Here is a 20093-nt window from a genome sequence, read left to right as displayed (position 1 = left end):
CACGGGGGCGCTCCGGCGCCCTGCGATCGCACGCACCAGATCCCGCCGGGCCCGCCCTCCGGGCGGACGGCGGGAATCACCGGACAGGCCCTGTGCGGGACGCGCTCGCGTCCCGCACCCCACCCACCGCACCGCACCAGGAAGGTGTCCCCTCGTGGAAAACGGCGCCGCCCCGACCGTACCGGCCGTGATTGTCGCCATCGACGGCCCCTCCGGCACGGGCAAGTCGAGCACGTCGAAGGCCGTCGCCGCGCAGCTCGGGCTGAGCTACCTGGACACCGGCGCCCAGTACCGGGCGATCACCTGGTGGATGGTCAGCAACGGCATCGACACCGACGACCCGCAGGCCGTCGCCGCCGCGGCAGGCAAGCCCGACATCGTCTCCGGCACCGACCCGGCGGGCCCGGCCATCACGGTCGACGGCGTGGACGTGGCCGGCCCGATCCGCACCCAGGAGGTCACCTCCAAGGTCAGCGCGGTCAGCGCCGTGCCCGAGATCCGGGCCCGGATCACCGAGCTGCAGCGCACCATCGCCGCCGCCGCGCCGCTCGGCATCGTCGTCGAGGGCCGTGACATCGGCACCACCGTGCTGCCCGACGCCGACCTCAAGATCTTCCTCACGGCGTCGGCGGAGGCCCGCGCCGCCCGCCGCAGCGGCGAGCTGAAGGGCGCCGACGTCAACGCCACCCGCGAGGCCCTGATCAAGCGGGACGCTGCCGACTCCAGCCGCAAGGCCTCCCCGCTGGCCAAGGCCGGTGACGCGGTCGAGGTCGACACCACCGCCCTGACGCTCCCGCAGGTCATCGAGTGCGTCGTCACCCTCGTCGAGGAGAAGCGGGCCGGGAAGTGACCGAGGTCGCGTCGGCGCGGGGCGCCGAGGTCGGACGGCGCATCGGCGTCGGCCTGATGTACGGGCTGTGGAAGCCGCGCGTACTGGGCGCCTGGCGGGTGCCCGCCACCGGCCCGGTGATCTACGCCGTCAACCACTCGCACAACATCGACGGCCCGATGGTCATGGGCGTGGCGCCCAGGCCGACACACTTCCTGATCAAGAAGGAGGCGTTCGTCGGCCCGCTCGGGCGCTTCCTGACCGGCATCGGCCAGCTGAAGGTCGACCGGCACTCCACCGACCGCACGGCGATCGCTCAGGCCCTGGGCGTCCTGGACGGCGGCGGCGTGCTGGGCATCTTCCCGGAGGGCACCCGGGGCGAGGGCGACTTCGCCTCGCTGCGCGCCGGGCTCGCCTACTTCGCGGTGCGCGGCGGCGCCCCGATCGTGCCGGTCGCCGTGCTGGGAAGCACCGACCGTCCCGGACGGTTGATAAAGGGGCTGCCTCCCCTGCGTTCCCGGGTCGACGTCGTCTTCGGCGACCCCTTCGACGCGGGAGACGGCAGCGGACGACGGACCCGCAAGGCGCTGGACGAGGCGACCGAACGCATCCAGAAACAGCTCACCGCGCACCTGGAGAACGCCAGGCGCCTCACCGGGCGCTGAGCGACACTCGAGTAGTGGATCACCCGGAACACAGGGGTGCGCCACCGATCACCACGATGAACGAGGTACGGACTTCATGAACGACCACATCCACTCCGAGGACTCGGGCGGGGAGCACGACCACGGGGCGCTCGGCGACGCCGAGTACGCGCAGTTCATGGAGCTGGCCGCCGAAGAGGGCTTTGACCCGGCGGACGTCGAGGGCGCCATCGAGGAGGCCGGGCACGGCCCGCTGCCGGTCCTCGCCGTCGTCGGCCGCCCCAACGTCGGCAAGTCGACCCTGGTGAACCGCATCATCGGGCGCCGCGAGGCCGTCGTCGAGGACAAGCCCGGCGTCACCCGCGACCGCGTCACCTACGAGGCCGAATGGGCCGGCCGCCGCTTCAAGGTCGTCGACACCGGCGGCTGGGAGCAGGACGTGCTCGGCATCGACGCGTCCGTGGCCGCACAGGCCGAGTACGCCATCGAGGCGGCCGACGCCGTCGTCTTCGTCGTCGACGCCAAGGTCGGCGCCACCGACACCGACGAGGCGGTCGTACGGCTGCTGCGCAAGGCCGGCAAGCCCGTCGTGCTGTGCGCCAACAAGGTGGACGGCCCGAGCGGCGAGGCCGACGCCGCCTACCTGTGGTCGCTGGGCCTGGGGGAGCCGCACCCCGTCTCCGCGCTGCACGGCCGGGGTACCGGCGACATGCTGGACCAGGTCCTCGAGGCGCTCCCGGACGCACCCCGCGAGTCCTTCGGCGGGTCCGGCCTCGGCGGCCCGCGCCGCATCGCCCTGATCGGCCGCCCGAACGTCGGCAAGTCCTCGCTGCTCAACAAGGTGGCGGGCGAGGAGCGCGTCGTCGTCAACGAACTCGCCGGCACCACCCGCGACCCCGTCGACGAGCTGATCGAGCTGGGCGGGGTGACCTGGAAGTTCGTCGACACGGCGGGCATCCGCAAGCGCGTCCACCTCCAGCAGGGCGCCGACTACTACGCCTCGCTGCGCACCGCCGCCGCCGTCGAGAAGGCGGAGGTCGCCGTCATCCTCATCGACGCCTCCGAGTCGATCTCGGTGCAGGACCAGCGGATCGTCACCATGGCCGTCGAGGCGGGCCGCGCGATCGTCGTCGCCTACAACAAGTGGGACACCCTCGACGAGGAGCGCCGCTACTACCTGGAGCGGGAGATCGAGACCGAGCTTGGCCAGGTGGCGTGGGCGCCGCGGGTCAACGTCTCGGCGCAGACCGGCCGGCACATGGAGAAACTGGTCCCCGCGATCGAGACCGCGCTGGCCGGCTGGGAGACCCGCGTCCCGACGGGCCGGCTGAACGCCTTCCTCGGCGAACTGGTCGCCGCCCACCCGCACCCCGTGCGGGGCGGCAAGCAGCCGCGCATCCTCTTCGGCACCCAGGCGGGCACCAAGCCCCCGCGGTTCGTGCTCTTCGCCTCCGGCTTCATCGAGGCGGGCTACCGGCGCTTCATCGAGCGCCGGCTGCGCGAGGAGTTCGACTTCGACGGGACGCCGATCCATATCTCCGTGCGGGTGCGCGAGAAGCGCGGCGCCAAGAAGAAGTAGAAGAACCAGAAGAACCAGAAGAACCAGAAGAAGTAGGAGAACTAGGAGAAGCAGCGGCCGCGCGGGCGTACCTCGCGCGCAGACGTACGAGAGCGGGCGTCCCCGGCCGGGGACGCCCGCTCTCGTCGCTCGTCGGAGCGGACCTCAGGTGCCCGAGCGCGGTGCCGGCGGCAGCGCGGCCGGGACGCGCTGCCACACCGACTGCTGGCCGACGCGGGCACTCTGGGCCCCCGCGCTGTAGGCGCTGTACGAGCCGCTGTAGGAGCCGCCGTGCGGGCCCCTGCCGCGCGGCATGCTCCTGAAGGCCGTGAATCCCAGCTCCTCCTCACCGCTGCGATCGCCCGGAAGCGATCGGAAGGACCTGACGTACTCGGCGGCGAGCGCGTCGTAGATCGGCGTGGCCGAGGGGCCACCGTGGCGGTGGAAGGCGTCGTATGCGTACACGTATGTCCAAACGAACCCGCGCGGGAAGGGATGCGGCCCAGGCGGCCGCGGCCGCCCGGCACCCGTGTGAAACCGATCAGGTGCCGGCCAGCGGCAGCGCCGCCGCGACCAGCTGCCCGTTCGCCGCAGCCTTGTCCAGCGCGTCCCGCAGCAGGTCCTCGCGCGGCTGGCGGCCGATCGACCCGACGGGGGCGGCGAACATCAGCACCTGCTGGTGCTTGTTGGCCGCGGTGCGCCAGCCCTCGGTCACCTGCAGCGGCTGGTGCGCCTGCCACCAGGCCACCGGGCGGCCGCCGTCGGTCCCGGGCTGCAGCACCGCGTGCAGCTGCCCCATCGCGAGCAGTACGGACCAGCCGTGCAGGACGGAGGGTGCGGCGGACAGCTCGGTGACCGGCATGAACCCCTGCTCGATGAGCAGCGGCAGGAAGTCGTCGCCTGCGCCGGTCGTGCCGGGCCGCGCGATGGGAGCGGTCGGCTCCACCACCAGGGCCGGGTGCAGCTCCCCGGAGATCAGGATCAGCCCACTGGTCACCCCGAGCACGGCCTGCTCGGGCACGGCCTTCTGCGGGGCGGCGGGGGCGGCAGGGGCCGCGGAGGCCGCAGAGGCCGCGGACTCGGTACCCGGGGCGGCCTGGTCGGCGCTGATGGACCGGACGGCCCCCTGGAGCTGCTCCTCGGTGACCTTGACGACCTGCGAGGGCAGGCAGCCGGCGTGGGCGAAGGCGAGGACCGCGGTCTCGTCGCCGATGAAGAGAACGGTGCTGGTGCGCTCCTGCTCGCAGTCGCCCGGGGTGCGGCAGGACGTGCAGTCGTAGCTGCCCGGGGCGGAGTCCCCGGCGAGCAGGCGGTCGGCTTCTTCGTCGCCGATCTCGGCGCGTACGTCGTCGCCGACGTCGAGCATGCGCGGCACGGGTGGCTCCCTCGGTGCGGTGCGTGGCCGGACCGGGCGGCTCCCGGTCCGTGGTCCGGGCGGGTCCCCGGCTCATGCATGGACAACGGGTGATCTGCGGCGGGAGTAACGCCCCACGGGCGACGGAAGGGTGCCGACGCCGCCTCCCCGGGCGCGAGTCGCCTTGCCGTCTGGTCGACAAATCAGGAAATCGCAGACCGAAGCGGGTGGCCGGACGGGCGGGAAATGTGAGCAGCTCATGTGCTCGTGACCACATCGCAATGGGACACGAACAACCAGAAGGCAGGGTTCTGGGTCTAACCGGACGACACGAGACCCAGGGAGGAACAGCACCGCATGACGCCGTCGGCCCCGCCGGCCGCTCCGCTGCGCGCCGACTGCATCGGCGACTCCGCGGGCGGTCTGACCTTCGACGTCGCCGCGCGCGGTACCACCGGGGCGGCGCTGCTCGTCCTGCGCCGCCGCGCCGACCATGCCGTCGCCGCCGCCGACGACACGGTCAGCCTGCCGCTGGCCCCGGCGGCCGAGGGCCGGCTGCGTGCCGCGCTGCCCAGCAGCGTGGCCCTGCCCGAGGGCCGCTGGGACGCCTACGCGCTGCTGGCCGACGGCGAACCGCGCCGCCTGGTGCCGGGCGTCACCGACCTGAGCCCTCTGGCCGACCGCACCCCCGGCGGGCCGCAGGGACACGTCGCCGTCCGCATCCCGTACGCCACCCGGCAGGGCAACCTCACCGTCCGCAGCTGGCTGCGGGCCCCGCACGCCGAGGTGGCGGAGCTGCGTCCCGAAGGCGGCGGCCTGGCCGTGCGCGGGCGGGTGTACGGCATCCCGTTCGCCCCCGGCGCGTACGCCGAGCTGCGGGCCCGGCCGGGCGCCTTCGCGGGCGGCGTGCGGAGGCCGGACGTGGTGGCCGGGCGGACCGAGTTCGCCTTCACCGTGCCGTACGACACCCTGACGCCGGGCGTGTGGGACGTGTGGCTGCGGCCGGCGGGCGAGTCCGGCCCGCTCGTGCGGCTGGCGCGGCTGCTCGACGACGTCGCCGACAAGCAGCCCGTTCTCCCGTATCCGCGCGTGCGTCTGGAGACCCCGTACGGTCCCGTGGCGGTCGGTCCCCGCTACACGGGGGACAACGACCTGGCGCTGACCGTCGCCCCTCTGGAGCCGTGACGGCCGCGGACACGGCTGTCCGCGGGGTACGGCTCTGGAATGCGGGGGTGTCCGGCAGACGCTTCGGAACGTTTTTCCGACCGTTTATTCGAGGGTTGTCGTGACGCCCGGGAATTAACGGACCGCGCCCGCGGAGCGCTCACAAAACCGTCCGTCCGTGTGACGGAGTTGCAGCAAAACGCGCACCATGATCCTGTGACAGAAATGTGACCGTAGGTGCACGGGAGTGGCCCTCGGCCGTTCTGGGCTTCCCCGCTCAGGGGGCAGGGCATAGCGTGGCGGCATGGCACCGATTCCGACACCCCCGGCCGAACCCCAGGACAGTCCCGACGCCTACGTGGGCCTCGGCTCGGAGACGGCCGAACGGCTGGCGAGGGAACGGGGCTGGTCCACCGTGCGGTCACTGGCACCGGGCACGGTCATCACCATGGAGTACCGCGTGGGCCGCCTCAACTTCGAGGTGGAGGACGGCCGGGTGACCCGGGCCTGGAAGGGCTGACGCCCGGATCTCAGCCGCCCGACACGGGGCGTGCGGCCGGGGCGGAGCTGCGCGCGTGGCGGTCGGCGTGCGGCGGCCTGCGGCTGCCCGCCGGAGTCAGCGGCGTACGGTCCGAGCGGGCCGTGTGCGGGCCCTGGGCCAGGTGCACCGGGGCCCGGGCGGTACGGGGCGCGGCGACCGGCTCCCGGGCCGGAGCCTGCGGACGGCCGGAGGCGGGCGGCGCGGGGGCGGCGGGCGTACCGGCCGGCCGCCTGGTCTCCGCCGCGCGGCCGCGGCGGGCGTACCAGCGGTCGCGGACGCCGAGGATCCACGCCTCGGCGCGGGTGATCAGCGGCTCGAACCAGGGCAGCGCCAGCAGGATCAGCAGCCCGGCCGCCCAGCCGAGGAGCACGTCGCTGAGCCAGTGCGTACCGAGGTAGACGGTGGACATGCCCACCCCGAGCGAGGTGACCGCGGAGACCGCGGACAGCCAGCGCCGGGTTCGGTGGGTCGAGGCCAGATAGGCGAGGATGCCCCAGGTCACGACGGCGTTCGCGGTGTGACCGCTCGGAAATATATCGCCGCCGAGCCACATCTCGTTGGCGCCGATGGTGGTCGCGTAGTGCGGTCCGAGGCGGCCCATGCCGTACTTGGCGGCACCGACGGTGACGTTCAGCAGGAGCAGCGAGACGCCGAGCGCGAGCAGCGGGCGCAGGGTGTGCTGCCGCCAGGAGCGCCAGCCGAGCCAGGCCGCGACCATCACGGCGGTCGGCCCGCGCTGGCCGAGGACCACGTAGTAGTCGACGAACGCGTGGATCTCCGGCCACTGCTGGTAGGGCCGGAAGAACATGACCTGCCAGTCCAGCCGGACCAGCCACGAGGTGATCAGCACGGCCCACACGATCGCGACGTAGAACGCGAGGGTCGCGGCGAACAGCGCGAACCTGTGCCGGGACATCTCCGGCACGTCCAGGAGCTCCGGTCGTTCCGGCTCCCGGTCCAGTCTCGCGAACACCCGGTCCAGACGGGTGGCCTTCCGTTCGGTACGCACCCAATCGACGTTACAGCGAGTGAGGAGTGATCCCGGCCGAATCAACGGCTTTGTGATGACGATGTGATGTGGGATTGCTCTCAGGAGGCGGCTTTATCTCCCGCTAATGCGAAATCCCCGAGCGGTGCGGACTTCAATTACTTTGATCGGCCCGGTCGGCGGTTTTATCGGGCTTATGAATTCGTTCACCGAATGCTGGTGCGGAATTATCCCCGCGGACACCGGCGCCGCACCGGCGGACACCGGCATCGCACCGGTGCGGTGCCGGTCGGTCAGGGCGGGCCGGAGCCGTTCAGCCAGAACGCCCCGTAGACCGCCGACGCCACCGCGACCCCGCACACCACCGCCGCCGACCTGGAGGTCCGCGCCCGCGCCAGGGCCCCGGCGAGCGGCAGCAGCAGCGGGAAGGCCGGCAGCAGCAGCCGCGGCTTGGAGCCGAAGTAGCTCGACGCGCACAGGGCGAGGACGACGACGATCCCCGTGTACACCAGCAGCGCGAGCGGCTGGCGCTGCCGTACGCCCACCACGTACAGCCGGACCAGGAGGGCGACCCCGGCGATCAGCCCGACGCCGGCCAGGGCGGCCGGAAACGAGGTGAGCTTCTCCGCGACGAAACGGGCGAAGGCCACGCCCCCGTCGAAGCCGTTGCGCCAGCCGGCCTGTACGTCGAGGTAGCCGAGCGGGCCGCCGCCGGTGCGGTGACCGACCCACAGCACGTACCCGGCGGCGCCCAGCGGGGCGAGCACCACGCCGAGTACGCGCCGCGCGCCCTCGGCGGGTGCGTGCGGCCGGCCGTGGGCGCCGTCCGCGCCGGCGCCGCTCCTGTCCCGCCGGAAGGCCACGACCCCCGCCGCCCACACCGCCGCCGTCACCGCCAGTCCCACCGGGCGGGTCAGCCCGGCCAGCGCGGCCAGGATTCCGGCGGTCACCCAGCGCCCGGTCAGCACCGCGTACAGCGACCACGCGGCCAGTGCCGTGAACAGCGACTCGCTGTACGCCATCGACTGCACGACCCCGACCGGCAGCACCGCCCACAGCAGTACCGCGCACACGCCGACACGGCGGTCGTACACGTGCTCCGCCACGGCGAAGATCCCCCAGGCCGCGGCGAGCGAGGCGAGCAGCGAGACCGTGAACCCGGCGTCGGCGTACGACAGCGGCCCCACCGCCGCGCCCAGCCGCTCCAGCCAGGGCAGCAGCGGGAAGAACGCCAGGTTGGAGTGCACGTCGCCGTTCGGCAGCCGCACCTCGTAGCCGTAACCCAGCTCGGCGACCCTGGTGTACCAGAGGGAGTCCCAGCGGGCCGTCAGCAGCGTGTACGCGCTCTTGTCGCGTGCGGCGCTCCACATGGCCAGGGCGAGCAGGCCCAGGGCGCGTACGGCCGCGTAGCCGAGGAGCGCCGGGGCCGCCCGGTGCAGGGCACCCGGGCGGCCCGCCGTGCGCGTCTCGAGATCGGTCACGGGCTCGATTATCTGCCGGGCCCCGCAGCGGTACGGCGGCCGGGGCGCCCGCGGCCCCCGTACCGCTGCGGTTCCAGTGGCGCACGCCACACGGGTGACGCGTGGGGTGACGTGTGATGTGTGAGACCCGCCACGTGTGCCGCGCCGGGTCTCGCGTAACCTGACGAGTCACTCGCGTTCCGTCGCACGGCCCGGAGACCCCGCTCCTCTTCCGGCCGAGCCGCAGGGGAGTCCCCGCCCCGCGCAGCCTGCCGGACGCGGGGGAACATCTTGGAGGTACGTACATGTCCGGGACGACCACGGCCGCCGCAGCGCTGCGCCGTCGGGCGGCCGGGGCCGGTGCCAACCGCTGGGTCGTCCTGGTCGTCCTCTGCGTCAGCCTGCTGCTCGTCGCCGTCGACGCCACCGTGCTGCACGTGGCGGTCCCCGCGGTCACCGAGGACCTCAGGCCCGGCGCGATCGAACTGCTCTGGATCGTCGACGTCTACCCGCTCGTCTGCGCCTCGCTGCTGATCCTCTTCGGCACGCTGGGCGACCGGGTCGGCCGCAGGCGGGTCCTGCTGCTCGGTTACGCCCTCTTCGGCGTCGCCTCCGCGCTCGCCGCGCTCGCCACCGGCCCCCAGGTGCTGATCGCGGCCCGTGCGCTGCTCGGCGTCGGCGGCGCGATGATCATGCCGGCCACCCTGTCGATCCTGCGCCAGGTCTTCCCCGACCGGCGGGAGCGGGCGCTGGCCATCGGCATCTGGAGCGCCGTGGCCGCGGTCGGCGCGGCGGTCGGGCCGCTGCTCGGCGGTTTCCTCCTCGAACACTTCTGGTGGGGTTCGGTCTTCCTCGTCAACATCCCGCTGATGCTGGTCAGCCTGCCGGTGGGGCGGCTGCTGCTGCCCGAGTCGAAGGGCGACGGCCGCGGGCCCTGGGACGTGGTCGGCGCGCTGATGGCCGCGGCCGGACTGTTCGGCGTCGTCCTGGGCGTGAAGCGGCTGGGCGGCGGCGAGCCGGTCGCGAGCCCGTTCACGCTGCTCCCGCTGCTGCTGGGCGCGGCCCTGCTGGCCGGCTTCGTACGGCGGCAGCGGCGTCGTACGTACCCGCTGGTGGACCTGCGCATGTTCGGGCGCCCGGCGTTCAGCACGTCGGTGGGGTGCATCGTGCTGGCGATGCTGGCGCTGGTGGGTCTGGAGCTGATCGCGGCGCAGTACCTGCAGCTGGTGCTCGGCCTGTCCCCGCTGCAGACGGGGCTGCGGCTGCTGCCGCTGACGTTCGCGGCGATGGCGGCGGGGCTGGCGGGGGCGCGGATGCTGCGGCGGTTCGGGCCGCGTCTGATGGTGTGCGCCGGGTTCTGCCTGACCGCGTTCGCGGTGGGACTGCTGACGGCGATGGGCCGGGAGGACAACTCCGCGCTGCTGCTGTCCGGGTTCGTCCTGCTCGGTTTCGGGCTGGAGACGACGCTGTTCGGGGCGTACGAGTCGATGCTGAGCGAGGCCCCGCAGGAGCAGTCCGGGGGAGCGGCGGCGATCGGCGAGACCTCGTACCAGCTGGGCGCGGGCATCGGGATCGCCCTGCTGGGCAGCGTGATGAACGCGGCGTACGCCCCCGGGCTGACCGGCGGCGTGCCCGGGGTGCCGGCGTCGGCGTCCTCGGCGGCGGGGCATTCGCTGGGGGAGGCCTACGAGATCGCCGGGCAGCTCGGGGGACCCGCGGGGGTCGCCCTGCGGCGGGCCGCGGGGGACGCGTTCGTGCACGGGCTGCACGTGACGCTGGTGGTGAGTGCGGCGCTGTTGCTGCTGGGGGCGGTGATGGCGTTGCGGTTGCCGCGGGCGATGCAGTGCGAGGGCGAGGAGGCGGTGGCGGTACCGGCGCCACGGGACGCGCCCCGGGACGCGGTGGAGTCGCGCGTGACCGCGTGACCGCGTGACCGGGCGACCGTGTTCACAGGGTGACCGCGTGACCGTGTTCACAGGGCGGGCGACGGACACGGTGATGTGGGGCGACGGACACGGTGGACGTGGGACGCTCATGGTGGACGTGCGGAGCGGCGCATCGTAACGTCGGCACGAGAGCCGTGACTAGCAGTGCTAGTTTTCTTCGTCCCGGAGCCCGGAGGGTGTCCCATGGCCGCGTCCCCCAAGTTGCCCGCGTTCGATCCCGCCGATCCCCTCGGTCTCGACGACCTCCTCGGACCGGAGGACCTGGCGATCCGGGACACCGTGCGGGACTGGGCCGCCGACCGCGTACTGCCGCACGTGGCGGACTGGTACGAGAAGGGCGAGCTGCCCGGCGTCCGGGAGCTGGCGCGCGAACTCGGCTCGATCGGCGCGCTCGGCATGTCGCTGACCGGCTACGGCTGCGCCGGCGCGAGCGCCGTGCAGTACGGCCTCGCCTGTCTGGAGCTGGAGGCGGCCGACTCCGGCATCCGCTCCCTCGTCTCCGTGCAGGGCTCCCTCGCCATGTACGCCGTCCACCGCTTCGGCAGCGAGGAGCAGAAGCAGCAGTGGCTGCCGCGCATGGCCTCCGGTGAGGTCATCGGCTGCTTCGGCCTCACCGAACCCGACCACGGCTCAGACCCCGCGGGCATGCGCACCCGCGCCGAGCGGGACGCGGGCGGCGACTGGGTGCTCAACGGGCGCAAGATGTGGATCACCAACGGCTCGGTGGCCGGCGTCGCGGTCGTCTGGGCGCAGACCGAGGAGGGCGTCCGGGGCTTCGTCGTCCCGACCGACAGCGCCGGTTTCTCCGCCCCCGAGATCAGGCACAAGTGGTCCCTGCGGGCCAGCGTCACCAGCGAGCTGGTCATGGACGGCGTACGGCTGCCCGCCGATGCCGTACTGCCGGAGGTGACGGGGCTGCGGGGGCCGCTGAGCTGTCTCTCGCACGCGCGGTACGGGATCGTCTGGGGCTCGATGGGCGCGGCCCGCAGCTCCTTCGAGGCGGCCCTGGAGTACGCGAAGTCGCGGGAGCAGTTCGGGCGGGCCATCGGCGGCTTCCAGCTGACCCAGGCCAAGCTCGCCGACATGGCGGTCGAACTGCACAAGGGGATGCTGCTCGCCCATCACCTCGGGCGGCGCATGGACGCCGGCCGGCTCCGTCCCGAGCAGGTCAGCTTCGGCAAGCTCAACAACGTGCGCGAGGCCATCGACATCTGCCGTACGGCCCGCACGGTTCTCGGCGCCAACGGGATCTCCCTGGAGTACCCCGTGATGCGGCACGCGACGAACCTGGAATCGGTGCTCACCTACGAGGGCACCGTCGAGATGCACCAGCTGGTGCTCGGCAAGGCGCTCACCGGACTCGACGCCTTCCGGTAGGAGCCCGGCGGGGGTGGGGCGGGGCCGTGGTGTGCGGCCCCGCCTCAGCTCTGGTTGAAGAAGCCGTCGGAACGGTGGGCGGCGGGCTCGCCGCTGATGACCTGGGTGTCGGCCGGGCTCAGCAGGAACACCCGGGTGGAGACCCGCTCGATCGAACCGCGCAGACCGAAGATCAGCCCGGCGGCGAAGTCGACCACGCGCTTGGCGTCGGCCCCCTCCATGGCCGTCAGGTTCACGATGACCGGGACCCCCTCCCGGAACAGCTCGCCGATGGACCGCGCGTCCCGGAAGCTGTCCGGGGTGACGGTCGCGATGCGCCGGCCCCTCTCCTCGGCCACGTCCGAGGCCACCTTGACGCGCGGGTCGGTGACCCAGGCGTCGCCGGGCTCGTTGCCCTCGGAGTAGTCGTCGTCGTAGTAACGCTCGTCATCGTTGTCGTCGACGAGGCCGAGCCACGCACTCGCCTTGCGTACCGATCCCATGGACGCCTCCTCTCACAGCGGTCATTCGTGCTTCCGCATCTATGGTCATCCATGATGCGGACGTCGCGCCAAGTGGATAGACGCCGCGCGGGGGGTTTGTGACGGTACTGGTGCACAGCCAATACGTCGAGAGTCCTTGTGTCCCAAGGGTCGTTTCCCAAACGGATGCTGACTGTGAGTGAAATATGATTCTTCTCGGCGTACGGGTGAGGGCGGGTGCGTACGGGTGAACGCCGCGGTCGGTACGATGCCGCAGCTCAGGGTCGCATCCACCACGGGGGAACAAGGTGTTCGGAATAGTCAGGCCGTGCAGGCACCGGCTCGGGGAGAGCCTCACGAGCCAGTGGATGGCGCATTTGTGCGGGTTGTGCCTCGCGCTCCGCAAGGATCACGGACAGTTCGCGCGCATCGTGACGAACTATGACGGGCTGCTCATATCGGTCTTGACGGAGGCTCAGGCCGCGGCGGGCGGCGCGGGGGCCGGCCGGCGCACCGCCGGGCCCTGCCCGCTGCGGGGGATGCGCACCGCGTCCGTCGCCCACGGCGAGGGCGCCCGGCTCGCGGCGGCCGTCTCGCTGGTGCTGGCCTCGGCCAAGGTGCGCGACCACGTCGCCGACCGGGACGGGCTGCTGGCCCGCAGGCCGGTGGCGCTCGCCGCCCGCCGGATCGCCACCGGCTGGGACGCGGCCGGAGCGCGTGGCGGAGGTGCCGTCGGCTTCGACACCGCCGTACTGGTCGACGCCGTGGACCGGCAGGGCGGCATCGAGGCGCTCGCGGGGCCCGGCACACCGCTGCTCACCGTCACCGAGCCGACCGAGACCGCGACCGCCGCCGCCTTCGCGCACACCGCGCATCTGGCCGGACGCCCGGAGAACGCCGGGCCGCTGGCCGAGGCCGGGCGCCTCTTCGGCCGGCTCGCGCACCTCCTGGACGCCGTGGAGGACCGGGAGTCCGACGCCGCCTCCGGTGCCTGGAACCCGCTCACCGCCACCGGGACACCGCTCACCGAGGCCCGGAGACTCGCGGACGACGCCGTGCACGGGGTGCGGCTCGCGCTGCGCGAGGCGGAGTTCGGCGACGGGCGGCTGGTGCACCGGCTGCTCGTGCACGAGCTGCGCGAATCGGTCAACCGCGCGTTCGGCACCGTGGCGTGCGCCCACGGCAACCATCCGTACGCCCCTCCCGGTGCGCCCGGTACCCCGGGTGCGCCCGGTGGCCCCGGCGGGCCGACGCCCCCGGAGCCGCCCCGTCGCAACCGGCGCGGGCTGCTCGCGGGGTGCGCCGTGTGGGTCGGGCTGGCCTGCACCTGCCAGATGTGCTGCGGCACCTACCACGACCCGTGGAGCGGTCAGCGCAAGGAAGGCCTGTGCTCCAACTGCGACTGCGGGAGCTGCGGGGACTGCTGCGAGTGCTGCGACTGCTGCAGCAACTGCGGCGACAGCTGCTGCTGCGACGGCTGCGACTGCGGGTGCAGCTGCTGAGCGCCCGTCACCCCGTCAGCTCCGGGGGTGAGATCTCGGACTTCTCGATCGCCGACTCCGTCGTGTCCCACTTCTTCAGGATCCGGGCGTACGTCCCGTCGGCGATCAGTCCGTTCACCGCGGTCTGCAGGGCGGGCGCCAGTTTCGACCCCTTCTTGAGGGCGAAACCGACGTCCAGGCGGTGGAACTCGTTCAGGAACTTCAGCCCCTGCTGGTGGGCCACCGCGTAGCGCAGGCCGTTGATCGTGGACATCACGATGTCGCTGCGGCCCTGCTGGAGCGAGGACCACAGCGCGCCCGGCTCGCTGTAGGTCTGCACGGTGTAGGCATCGTCACCCGCGTCCGTGCACAGGTGCCGGCTCTCCTCCAGGGTCGCCTCGAAGGTGGTGCCCGCACCGGTCGCCACCTTCCGGCCGCACAGCTGCTTCAAGTCGGTGACCTCGGACAACTCGCTGTCCTCGCGGGCGGCGAAGCCCTGGCCGTCGTTGATGTAGGTGACGAAGTCGATGGTCCTGCGCCGCTCCTCGGTCACCCCGAAGTTGCTGGCGCCGATGTCGAACTTGCCGCTGTCCAGGGCGGGCAGGATCGCCTCGAAGGAGGCCTGCTCGGTCCTGAGCGAGATGCCGAGGGCGTTGCCGACGGCATGCGCGAAGTCGACGTCCTGGCCGGTCAGCGTCTTGCCGTCGGGCAGGTAGGCGTTGCCCGGCGGGTTGCCGCTGACACTGACCGCGAGGGTGAGTTCGCTGGTGCCGGGCGGCAGCAGCTTCACGGCGTCCGCGTTCTCGCCGATGCCGGAGACGACGTCCGCGGTCGGGATCGCGTCGGGACCGCCCGCCGCCCCCGCGGCGTCCGCGGCGGGATCGCCGGAGCCGCAGGCGGAGAGCAGGAGGGCCGCCGAGACGAGGAGGACGGAGGGGGCGAAGAGCCCTTTTCGGGCACGCGTGGGCGTACGCATGGTCAGTGGGTCTCCTGAGGCCGGAGGCGGGGAACGGCGCGAGGGGAGGGCGCGTGTGAAGGCGGTGCGGGACAGCGTGGGAGAAACCGGCGGCCGACGGCACGGGTGGCCGGAGGTACGGGTGACCTGGGAAACGGGTGGCCGGAGAACGGCGAGAGCCCGGGAGGTCCCCGGCGGGTCAGGCGGTCAGGGCAGGCAGCGGGGTCGGCTCAACAGGAACAGGACCACACTCGACCGAAGTCGATGTGGGAGCGCGTGACCAGCCACTGCTGCGGATGCATGGGCCAAGTGGAACAGGCATCCGGTTCCGCGTCAACGACCTGAGACGGGCTGCTCACAGTGTGGACAGCCTTGACAGCGGGGCGAAGTGCCCCCGTACTCTCGGCGGACGGCCTTGCTGAGGGGCTCGGCCGTGTGAAGGCACCACCCACCGTGTCCGACTGACTCGATGTCACGGAGCCTTCGCATGTCCTCCGACACCCTCACCAAGTCCGCCGCCGTACCGGAGACACCGGACGGTGCGGACCTCCCGCGGATCGTCCCGCAACGCCGTCTCGGCCAGTGGACGGCCGCCGTCGTCGTCCTGGTCCTCCTCGGTCTCGCCGTCAACTCCGTGCTGCGCAACGACGCGTTCCAGTGGGGCGTCGTCGCTGACTGGTTCACTTCGGACGCCGTCCTGCGTGGCCTGTGGCTCACCCTGTGGCTGACCGCCGTCGTCATGGTCCTCGGCTTCGCGCTGGGCACGTTGCTCGCCGCGTTCCGGCTCTCCGCCAACCCCGTGCTGCGCGCGGTGAGCTGGGGCTACGTGTGGCTGTTCCGGTCGATACCGATCCTGGTGCAACTGCTGCTGTGGTTCAACATCGGCGCCCTCTACCCGCAGATCCTCGGTGTGAAGACCGTCGACCTGCTCGGCCCGGTCACCGTCGCGGTCATCGGCCTCACCCTGCACGAGGCCGCGTACGCCGCCGAGGTGGTGCGCGGCGGCATCCTCGCCGTGGACCGCGGCCAGATCGAGGCCGCGCAGGCGCTCGGGCTGAGCCGGTGGCGCCGCTGGCGGCGGATCGTGCTCCCGCAGGCCATGCGCTCCATCGTGCCGCCGGCCGGGAACATGCTGATCGGCACCCTCAAGGGCACCTCCATCGTCAGCGTCATCGCCGTGCAGGACCTGCTCTACTCGGTGCAGCTCGTCTACCACCGCACCTACCAGGTCATCCCGCTGCTGATGGTGGCCACCGTCTGGTACACCGTCGTCACCTCGCTGCTCGGCGTCGGCCAGTACTACGTCGAGAAGCACTACGCCCGCGGCACGGAGCGCACGCGATGAGCCGTCCCGTGCCCGGAGCCCGTCCCGTGCCCGGAGCCCGTCCCGTGTCCGGCAGCCCTGAGGCGTCCGGCACCCGCCCCGCGCTGGTCGTCGTCGGCGCCGGGCCGCGCGGTACCGGACTGCTGGAGCGCATAGCCGCCAACGCCGCCGAGCTGTACGCGGGCTGCGGTCTCGACATCCACCTCGTGGACCCGCACCCGCCGGGTGCCGGGCGCATCTGGCGCGCGGAGCAGTCGCCGCTGCTGTGGATGAACTCGCACGCCGAGGACGTCACCATGTTCACCGACGACACGGTCGAGATGGCCGGCCCGGTACGGCCGGGGCCCACCCTGCACGAGTGGGCGGGCCTGGACGGCAGCACCTTCGCCGACCGCCGGACCCAGGGCGGCTACCTGCGCTGGGTGTACGAGCGCGCCGTCGCGCAGCTGCCCCCGGACGTCGCCGTCCACCACCACGCACGCCACGCGGTGCGCGTCGACGGCTCGCCCGGTGAACGCCAGCGGGTCTGGCTCCGGGGCCGTGAACGACCTCTCCTCGCCGACCTGGTCGTCCTCACCCTCGGCCACCTCGACGCCGAACCCGACGACGAGCAGCGGGAGTTGTCCGCGTACGCCCGCGAGCACAACCTGCTCCACCTCCAGCCGGACTTCACCGCCGACAGCGACCTGTCCGGGCTGCGGCCGGGGGAGCCGGTCCTCGTGCGCGGCCTCGGCCTGGCCTTCGTCGACCTGATGGTGCTGCTGACCGAGGGCAGGGGCGGCCGCTACGACGGCGACACGTACGTGCCCTCCGGACGGGAGCCGGTGCTGTACGCCGGTTCGCGGCGCGGAGTGCCGTACCACGCGAAGATCGGCTACGACTGGACGGGCGACCGGCCGCCGCTGCCGAGGTTCTTCGGGCCCGCCGAGACCGACGCGCTCCTGGCCCGGCCGGACGGCTTCGACTTCCGCCGGGACGTGTGGCCGCTGGTCGAGAAGGAACTGGGCTTCGCCCACTACCACCGCCTTTTCACCGCCCACCCCGAGCGGGTCACCGGCGACTGGGCGGCCTTCGAGGCGCGGTACGCCACCGCGGGACCTGCCGAGCGGGCCGTCCTGGTCGCCGCCGCCGTGCCCGACCCGGCCGACCGGCTGGACCTCGCCGCGCTCGACCGCCCCCTCGACGGGATCCGGTACGGCTCACCCGGGGAACTCCAGGAAGGACTGCGCCGGTACGTCGAGGCCGACCTGCGGCGCCGCCACGACCCGGCACACAGCCCCGACCTGGCCGTCTTCCTCGCCCTGCTCTCCGTCTACGGGCAACTGGTCCGCCTCGGCGACATCGGCGGCTGGTGGCACGGCTTCTTCAGCTACCTCGCCTCCGGTCCGCCCGGGCCCCGGCTGCGGCAACTGCTCGCTCTGTCCAGGGCCGGTGTGGTGCGCTTCCTCGGCGCCGGGATGTCGGTCAGGACCGAGGACGGGGTGTTCCGGGCGAGCGGCGCCGGAGTGCCGGGCACCGTCGTGGAGGCGCGGACCCTGGTCGAGGCGCGGCTGCCGCACCCCACCGTCGAGCGGTCCCGCGACCCGCTGCTGCGCGCGCTGCACGCCGACGGCGCCGCGGCGACGCCGGACGGGCTGCTGGCCGTGGACCGGACCGACGGACGGGTCCTCGACCGGGACGGCCGGCCGCACCCGCGCCGGTTCGCGCTCGGCCCGCACACCGACGCGCGCGGCTCGGGCGCCTTCACGCGGCCCCGTACCGGCGGAGTCGCCTTCCGGCAGAACGACGCCACCGCACGGGCCGTACTGACCTTCCTGCGGGCGCCCGGCGGATCCGCGGCACCGCACCCTCCCCAGCTCGAGGAGTCCTCCCGATGAGCGTCCCGAACGGCACGAAAGTCCCCGGCGGCACGGGTGTCATGGTCGACATCCGGTCCGTGCACAAGAGCTTCGGTCCGCTCCACGTGCTCAAGGGCATCGACCTCACCGTACGCACCGGCGAGGTGACCGTGGTCCTCGGGCCCTCCGGATCCGGGAAGTCGACGCTGCTGCGCACCGTCAACCACCTGGAGAAGGTGGACCGGGGCGTGATCAGCGTGGACGGCGTCCTCATCGGCTACCGGCGCACCGGCGACCGGCTGCGCGAACTGCCCGAGCGCGAGGTGCTCAAGCAGCGCACGCGGATCGGTTTCGTCTTCCAGAACTTCCACCTCTTCCCGCACCTGACCGTCCTGGAGAACATCACCGAGGCGCCGGTCTCCGCGCTCGGACGCCCGCGCCGCGAGGCCGTCGAGGCGGCCCGCCGGCTGCTGGAGCGGGTGGGCCTCGCCGACAAGGAGACCGCCTACCCGCGGCACCTGTCCGGCGGACAGCAGCAGCGGGTGGCCATCGCGCGGGCGCTCGCCCTGGAGCCGAGGCTGCTGCTGTTCGACGAGCCGACGTCCGCACTCGACCCGGAACTGGTCGGCGAGGTCCTCGACGTCATCAAGGACCTGGCCCGCCGGGGCACCACCATGATCGTCGTCACGCACGAGATCGGTTTCGCCCGCGAGGTCGCCGACACGGTGGTCTTCATGGACGACGGACGCATCGTCGAACAGGGCCCGCCCGGTGACGTACTGGACCGCCCGCGGCACGAACGCACCCGGGCGTTCCTCTCCAAGGTGCTCTGAGCCGGCCCCGAGGCGGCCCCGAAGCGCCCGACGAGAAGGACCGAGAAGGACCGAGAAGGACCGAGAAGGACCCGTGAAAGAGGACGACCCTCACATGACCCCTGCGACCCCCGCTCCCTCCACCGGCCGCCGGCGGCTGCACCTGGCCGCCGCCCTCGACCGGCGGTCGGTGTACGACGCCGGCGAGTACCTGGAGGCCGCGCGGCTCGCCGAACGGGGTGCGCTCGACTTCGTGACCCTGGACGACGCCTTCGCCCGTCCCGGCCCCGACGCGCTCTCCGTCCTGTCCCGGGTGGCGCCGGTGACCCGGCGCGTCGGCCTGGTCCCCACCGTCACCACCACCCACACCGAGCCCTTCCACGTCCAGGCCGCCGTGGCCACCCTCGACTGGGTCAGCCGGGGCCGGGCCGGCTGGCGGATCGAGGTGTCCACCACCGAGGGCGAGGCCCGCCTGTTCGGCCGGCGGCACGCCGCGCCCGCCGACGTGCTGTGGCGGGAGGCCGGCGAGGCCGCCGACGTGGCGGCGCGCCTGTGGGACAGCCGGGAGGACGGCGCCCGGATCCGGGACGTGGCCACCGGCCGCCTCGTCGACCGGGACAAGCTGCACCACGTCGACTTCACCGGCTCGGCGTTCTCGGTCAGGGGCCCCTCGACCGTGCCGCGCCCCCCGCAGGGCCATCCCGTACGCCTCGTCGACGCCACCGCGCGGCCGGCGCGTGCGGTCGCCGCCCGGTACGCCGACGTGGCCCTCGTCCGCACCGCGCACCCCGCCCAGGCCGCCGAGGTGCGGGCCGGCCTGCGGGCGTCCGCGGCGGCGCACGGCCGCGACCCGGACGGCCTGCGAGTCCTCGCCGCCCTGGACGTCGACCTCGGCGACGGCGAGTACGCGGCCGCTCCCGGCCACGGCGGAGGCGGCCCCCGCCCCACACCGCGCGGCCCGTTGTACCGGGGCGGCCCCGTCGACCTGGCCGAACTGATCACCGCCTGGCACCGCGAGGGCACCGTCGACGGCTTCCACCTCGCCCCGGTCGAGCCGCGCCGTGACCTGGAACGCCTCGTCAACGGCACCGTGTCCCTGCTCCAGCACCGGGGACTGTTCCGCACCTTCTACCCGGGCAGCACGCTCCGGGACCACCTGGACCTGGCCCGGCCCGCCAACCAGTACGCCGTCGCGCAGGGAGCGTCATGACCGGACCGGAAGAACCGATGCAGCCGAAGCCGGTGCAGCCGAAGCCGATGCGGACGAAGCCGCACCGGACGCAGGCGGGACGGTCGAAGGCGGAAGGGAGGAAGACGGAGGGGCCGCGGGCGGGACGGGTGAAGGCGGAGGGGGTCCGGGC

The 20093-nt window shown here is 73.0% G+C and carries 18 protein-coding genes; 12 read left to right on the top strand and 6 right to left on the bottom strand.

Annotation, left to right across the window (positions count from 1 at the left end):
• Nucleotides 1–154 precede the first annotated feature (154 nt).
• The 3 genes from cmk (at nucleotide 155) to der (ending at nucleotide 3052) form a co-directional block, all read left to right on the top strand.
• A complete protein-coding gene (cmk, locus tag HZS56_RS19900; protein ID WP_216722076.1) occupies nucleotides 155–850 on the top strand; it encodes a (d)CMP kinase in 696 nt (231 codons plus the stop codon).
• Nucleotides 847–1494, top strand: a complete 648-nt coding sequence (locus HZS56_RS19895) for a lysophospholipid acyltransferase family protein (protein WP_216722075.1) — start codon at nucleotides 847–849, stop codon at nucleotides 1492–1494. The genes cmk and HZS56_RS19895 overlap by 4 nt, the downstream gene beginning before the upstream one ends.
• A gap of 76 nt (nucleotides 1495–1570) precedes the next feature.
• Complete coding sequence (gene der / locus HZS56_RS19890) at nucleotides 1571–3052, top strand: ribosome biogenesis GTPase Der (RefSeq protein ID WP_216722074.1); 1482 nt, start codon at nucleotides 1571–1573, stop codon at nucleotides 3050–3052.
• Nucleotides 3053–3196: 144 nt separating this feature from the next.
• On the opposite strand, the gene HZS56_RS19885 is transcribed toward der, so the two are convergent.
• Nucleotides 3197–3496 (bottom strand): hypothetical protein, encoded by a 300-nt coding sequence (locus HZS56_RS19885; RefSeq protein ID WP_216722073.1) that lies wholly within the window; start codon nucleotides 3494–3496, stop codon nucleotides 3197–3199.
• Nucleotides 3497–3572: 76 nt separating this feature from the next.
• Entirely contained in the window at nucleotides 3573–4406 is an 834-nt protein-coding gene (locus HZS56_RS19880) for a DUF8842 C-terminal domain-containing protein (protein ID WP_216722072.1), read from the bottom strand.
• Nucleotides 4407–4742: 336 nt separating this feature from the next.
• Here HZS56_RS19880 and HZS56_RS19875 point away from each other — a divergent pair, with 336 nt between their 5' ends.
• Nucleotides 4743–5570: a hypothetical protein gene (locus HZS56_RS19875; RefSeq protein WP_216722071.1), complete on the top strand. Its 828-nt coding sequence runs from the start codon at nucleotides 4743–4745 to the stop codon at nucleotides 5568–5570.
• Nucleotides 5571–5853: 283 nt separating this feature from the next.
• A complete protein-coding gene (locus HZS56_RS19870; protein WP_216722070.1) occupies nucleotides 5854–6069 on the top strand; it encodes an I78 family peptidase inhibitor in 216 nt (71 codons plus the stop codon).
• Nucleotides 6070–6079: 10 nt separating this feature from the next.
• Here the strand turns inward: HZS56_RS19870 and HZS56_RS19865 are convergent, their stop codons facing one another.
• Both HZS56_RS19865 and HZS56_RS19860 read right to left on the bottom strand, forming a co-directional pair.
• Nucleotides 6080–7099 carry a phosphatase PAP2 family protein gene (locus HZS56_RS19865; protein WP_216722069.1) on the bottom strand — a complete coding sequence of 340 codons (1020 nt, stop codon included), beginning with the start codon at nucleotides 7097–7099 and terminating at the stop codon, nucleotides 6080–6082.
• A gap of 272 nt (nucleotides 7100–7371) precedes the next feature.
• Nucleotides 7372–8559: a mannosyltransferase family protein gene (locus HZS56_RS19860; protein WP_216722068.1), complete on the bottom strand. Its 1188-nt coding sequence runs from the start codon at nucleotides 8557–8559 to the stop codon at nucleotides 7372–7374.
• A gap of 284 nt (nucleotides 8560–8843) precedes the next feature.
• On the opposite strand from HZS56_RS19860, the gene HZS56_RS19855 reads away from it, so the two are divergent.
• Nucleotides 8844–10463: an MFS transporter gene (locus tag HZS56_RS19855; protein ID WP_216722067.1), complete on the top strand. Its 1620-nt coding sequence runs from the start codon at nucleotides 8844–8846 to the stop codon at nucleotides 10461–10463.
• A 204-nt stretch (nucleotides 10464–10667) separates the two neighbouring features.
• The gene (locus HZS56_RS19850) at nucleotides 10668–11861 is read left to right on the top strand and encodes an acyl-CoA dehydrogenase family protein (protein WP_216722066.1); all 1194 of its coding nucleotides are present in this window, start codon (nucleotides 10668–10670) and stop codon (nucleotides 11859–11861) included.
• A gap of 44 nt (nucleotides 11862–11905) precedes the next feature.
• On the opposite strand, the gene HZS56_RS19845 is transcribed toward HZS56_RS19850, so the two are convergent.
• Nucleotides 11906–12343 carry a cell division protein SepF gene (locus tag HZS56_RS19845; protein ID WP_216722065.1) on the bottom strand — a complete coding sequence of 146 codons (438 nt, stop codon included), beginning with the start codon at nucleotides 12341–12343 and terminating at the stop codon, nucleotides 11906–11908.
• A 287-nt stretch (nucleotides 12344–12630) separates the two neighbouring features.
• Between HZS56_RS19845 and HZS56_RS19840 the strand changes: the two genes are divergently transcribed.
• Complete coding sequence (locus HZS56_RS19840; RefSeq protein ID WP_216722064.1) at nucleotides 12631–13824, top strand: DUF5685 family protein; 1194 nt, start codon at nucleotides 12631–12633, stop codon at nucleotides 13822–13824.
• A 7-nt stretch (nucleotides 13825–13831) separates the two neighbouring features.
• Here the strand turns inward: HZS56_RS19840 and HZS56_RS19835 are convergent, their stop codons facing one another.
• A complete protein-coding gene (locus HZS56_RS19835; RefSeq protein WP_216722063.1) occupies nucleotides 13832–14779 on the bottom strand; it encodes an ABC transporter substrate-binding protein in 948 nt (315 codons plus the stop codon).
• Between the two features lie 466 nt (nucleotides 14780–15245).
• On the opposite strand from HZS56_RS19835, the gene HZS56_RS19830 reads away from it, so the two are divergent.
• The 4 genes from HZS56_RS19830 to HZS56_RS19815 all read left to right on the top strand — a co-directional run bounded on the left by HZS56_RS19830 (nucleotide 15246) and on the right by HZS56_RS19815 (nucleotide 19942).
• Nucleotides 15246–16103 carry an amino acid ABC transporter permease gene (locus HZS56_RS19830; RefSeq protein ID WP_216722062.1) on the top strand — a complete coding sequence of 286 codons (858 nt, stop codon included), beginning with the start codon at nucleotides 15246–15248 and terminating at the stop codon, nucleotides 16101–16103.
• Nucleotides 16100–17959, top strand: a complete 1860-nt coding sequence (locus HZS56_RS19825; protein WP_216722061.1) for an FAD/NAD(P)-binding protein — start codon at nucleotides 16100–16102, stop codon at nucleotides 17957–17959. Before HZS56_RS19830 ends, HZS56_RS19825 begins: the two co-directional genes overlap by 4 nt.
• Nucleotides 17956–18753 carry an amino acid ABC transporter ATP-binding protein gene (locus HZS56_RS19820; RefSeq protein ID WP_301543051.1) on the top strand — a complete coding sequence of 266 codons (798 nt, stop codon included), beginning with the start codon at nucleotides 17956–17958 and terminating at the stop codon, nucleotides 18751–18753. Before HZS56_RS19825 ends, HZS56_RS19820 begins: the two co-directional genes overlap by 4 nt.
• Before the next feature lie 94 nt (nucleotides 18754–18847).
• Nucleotides 18848–19942 (top strand): LLM class flavin-dependent oxidoreductase, encoded by a 1095-nt coding sequence (locus tag HZS56_RS19815; RefSeq protein ID WP_216722060.1) that lies wholly within the window; start codon nucleotides 18848–18850, stop codon nucleotides 19940–19942.
• The last annotated feature ends 151 nt before the right edge of the window (nucleotides 19943–20093 follow it).

Origin of the sequence: Streptomyces mayonensis (genome assembly GCF_018982965.1) — a bacterium.
In the GTDB taxonomy this organism is placed as follows: Bacteria; Actinomycetota; Actinomycetes; order Streptomycetales; family Streptomycetaceae; genus Streptomyces; species Streptomyces mayonensis.
Note: the sequence above shows the minus strand (reverse complement) of the source record. Positions and strands in the feature narration are given on the sequence as shown.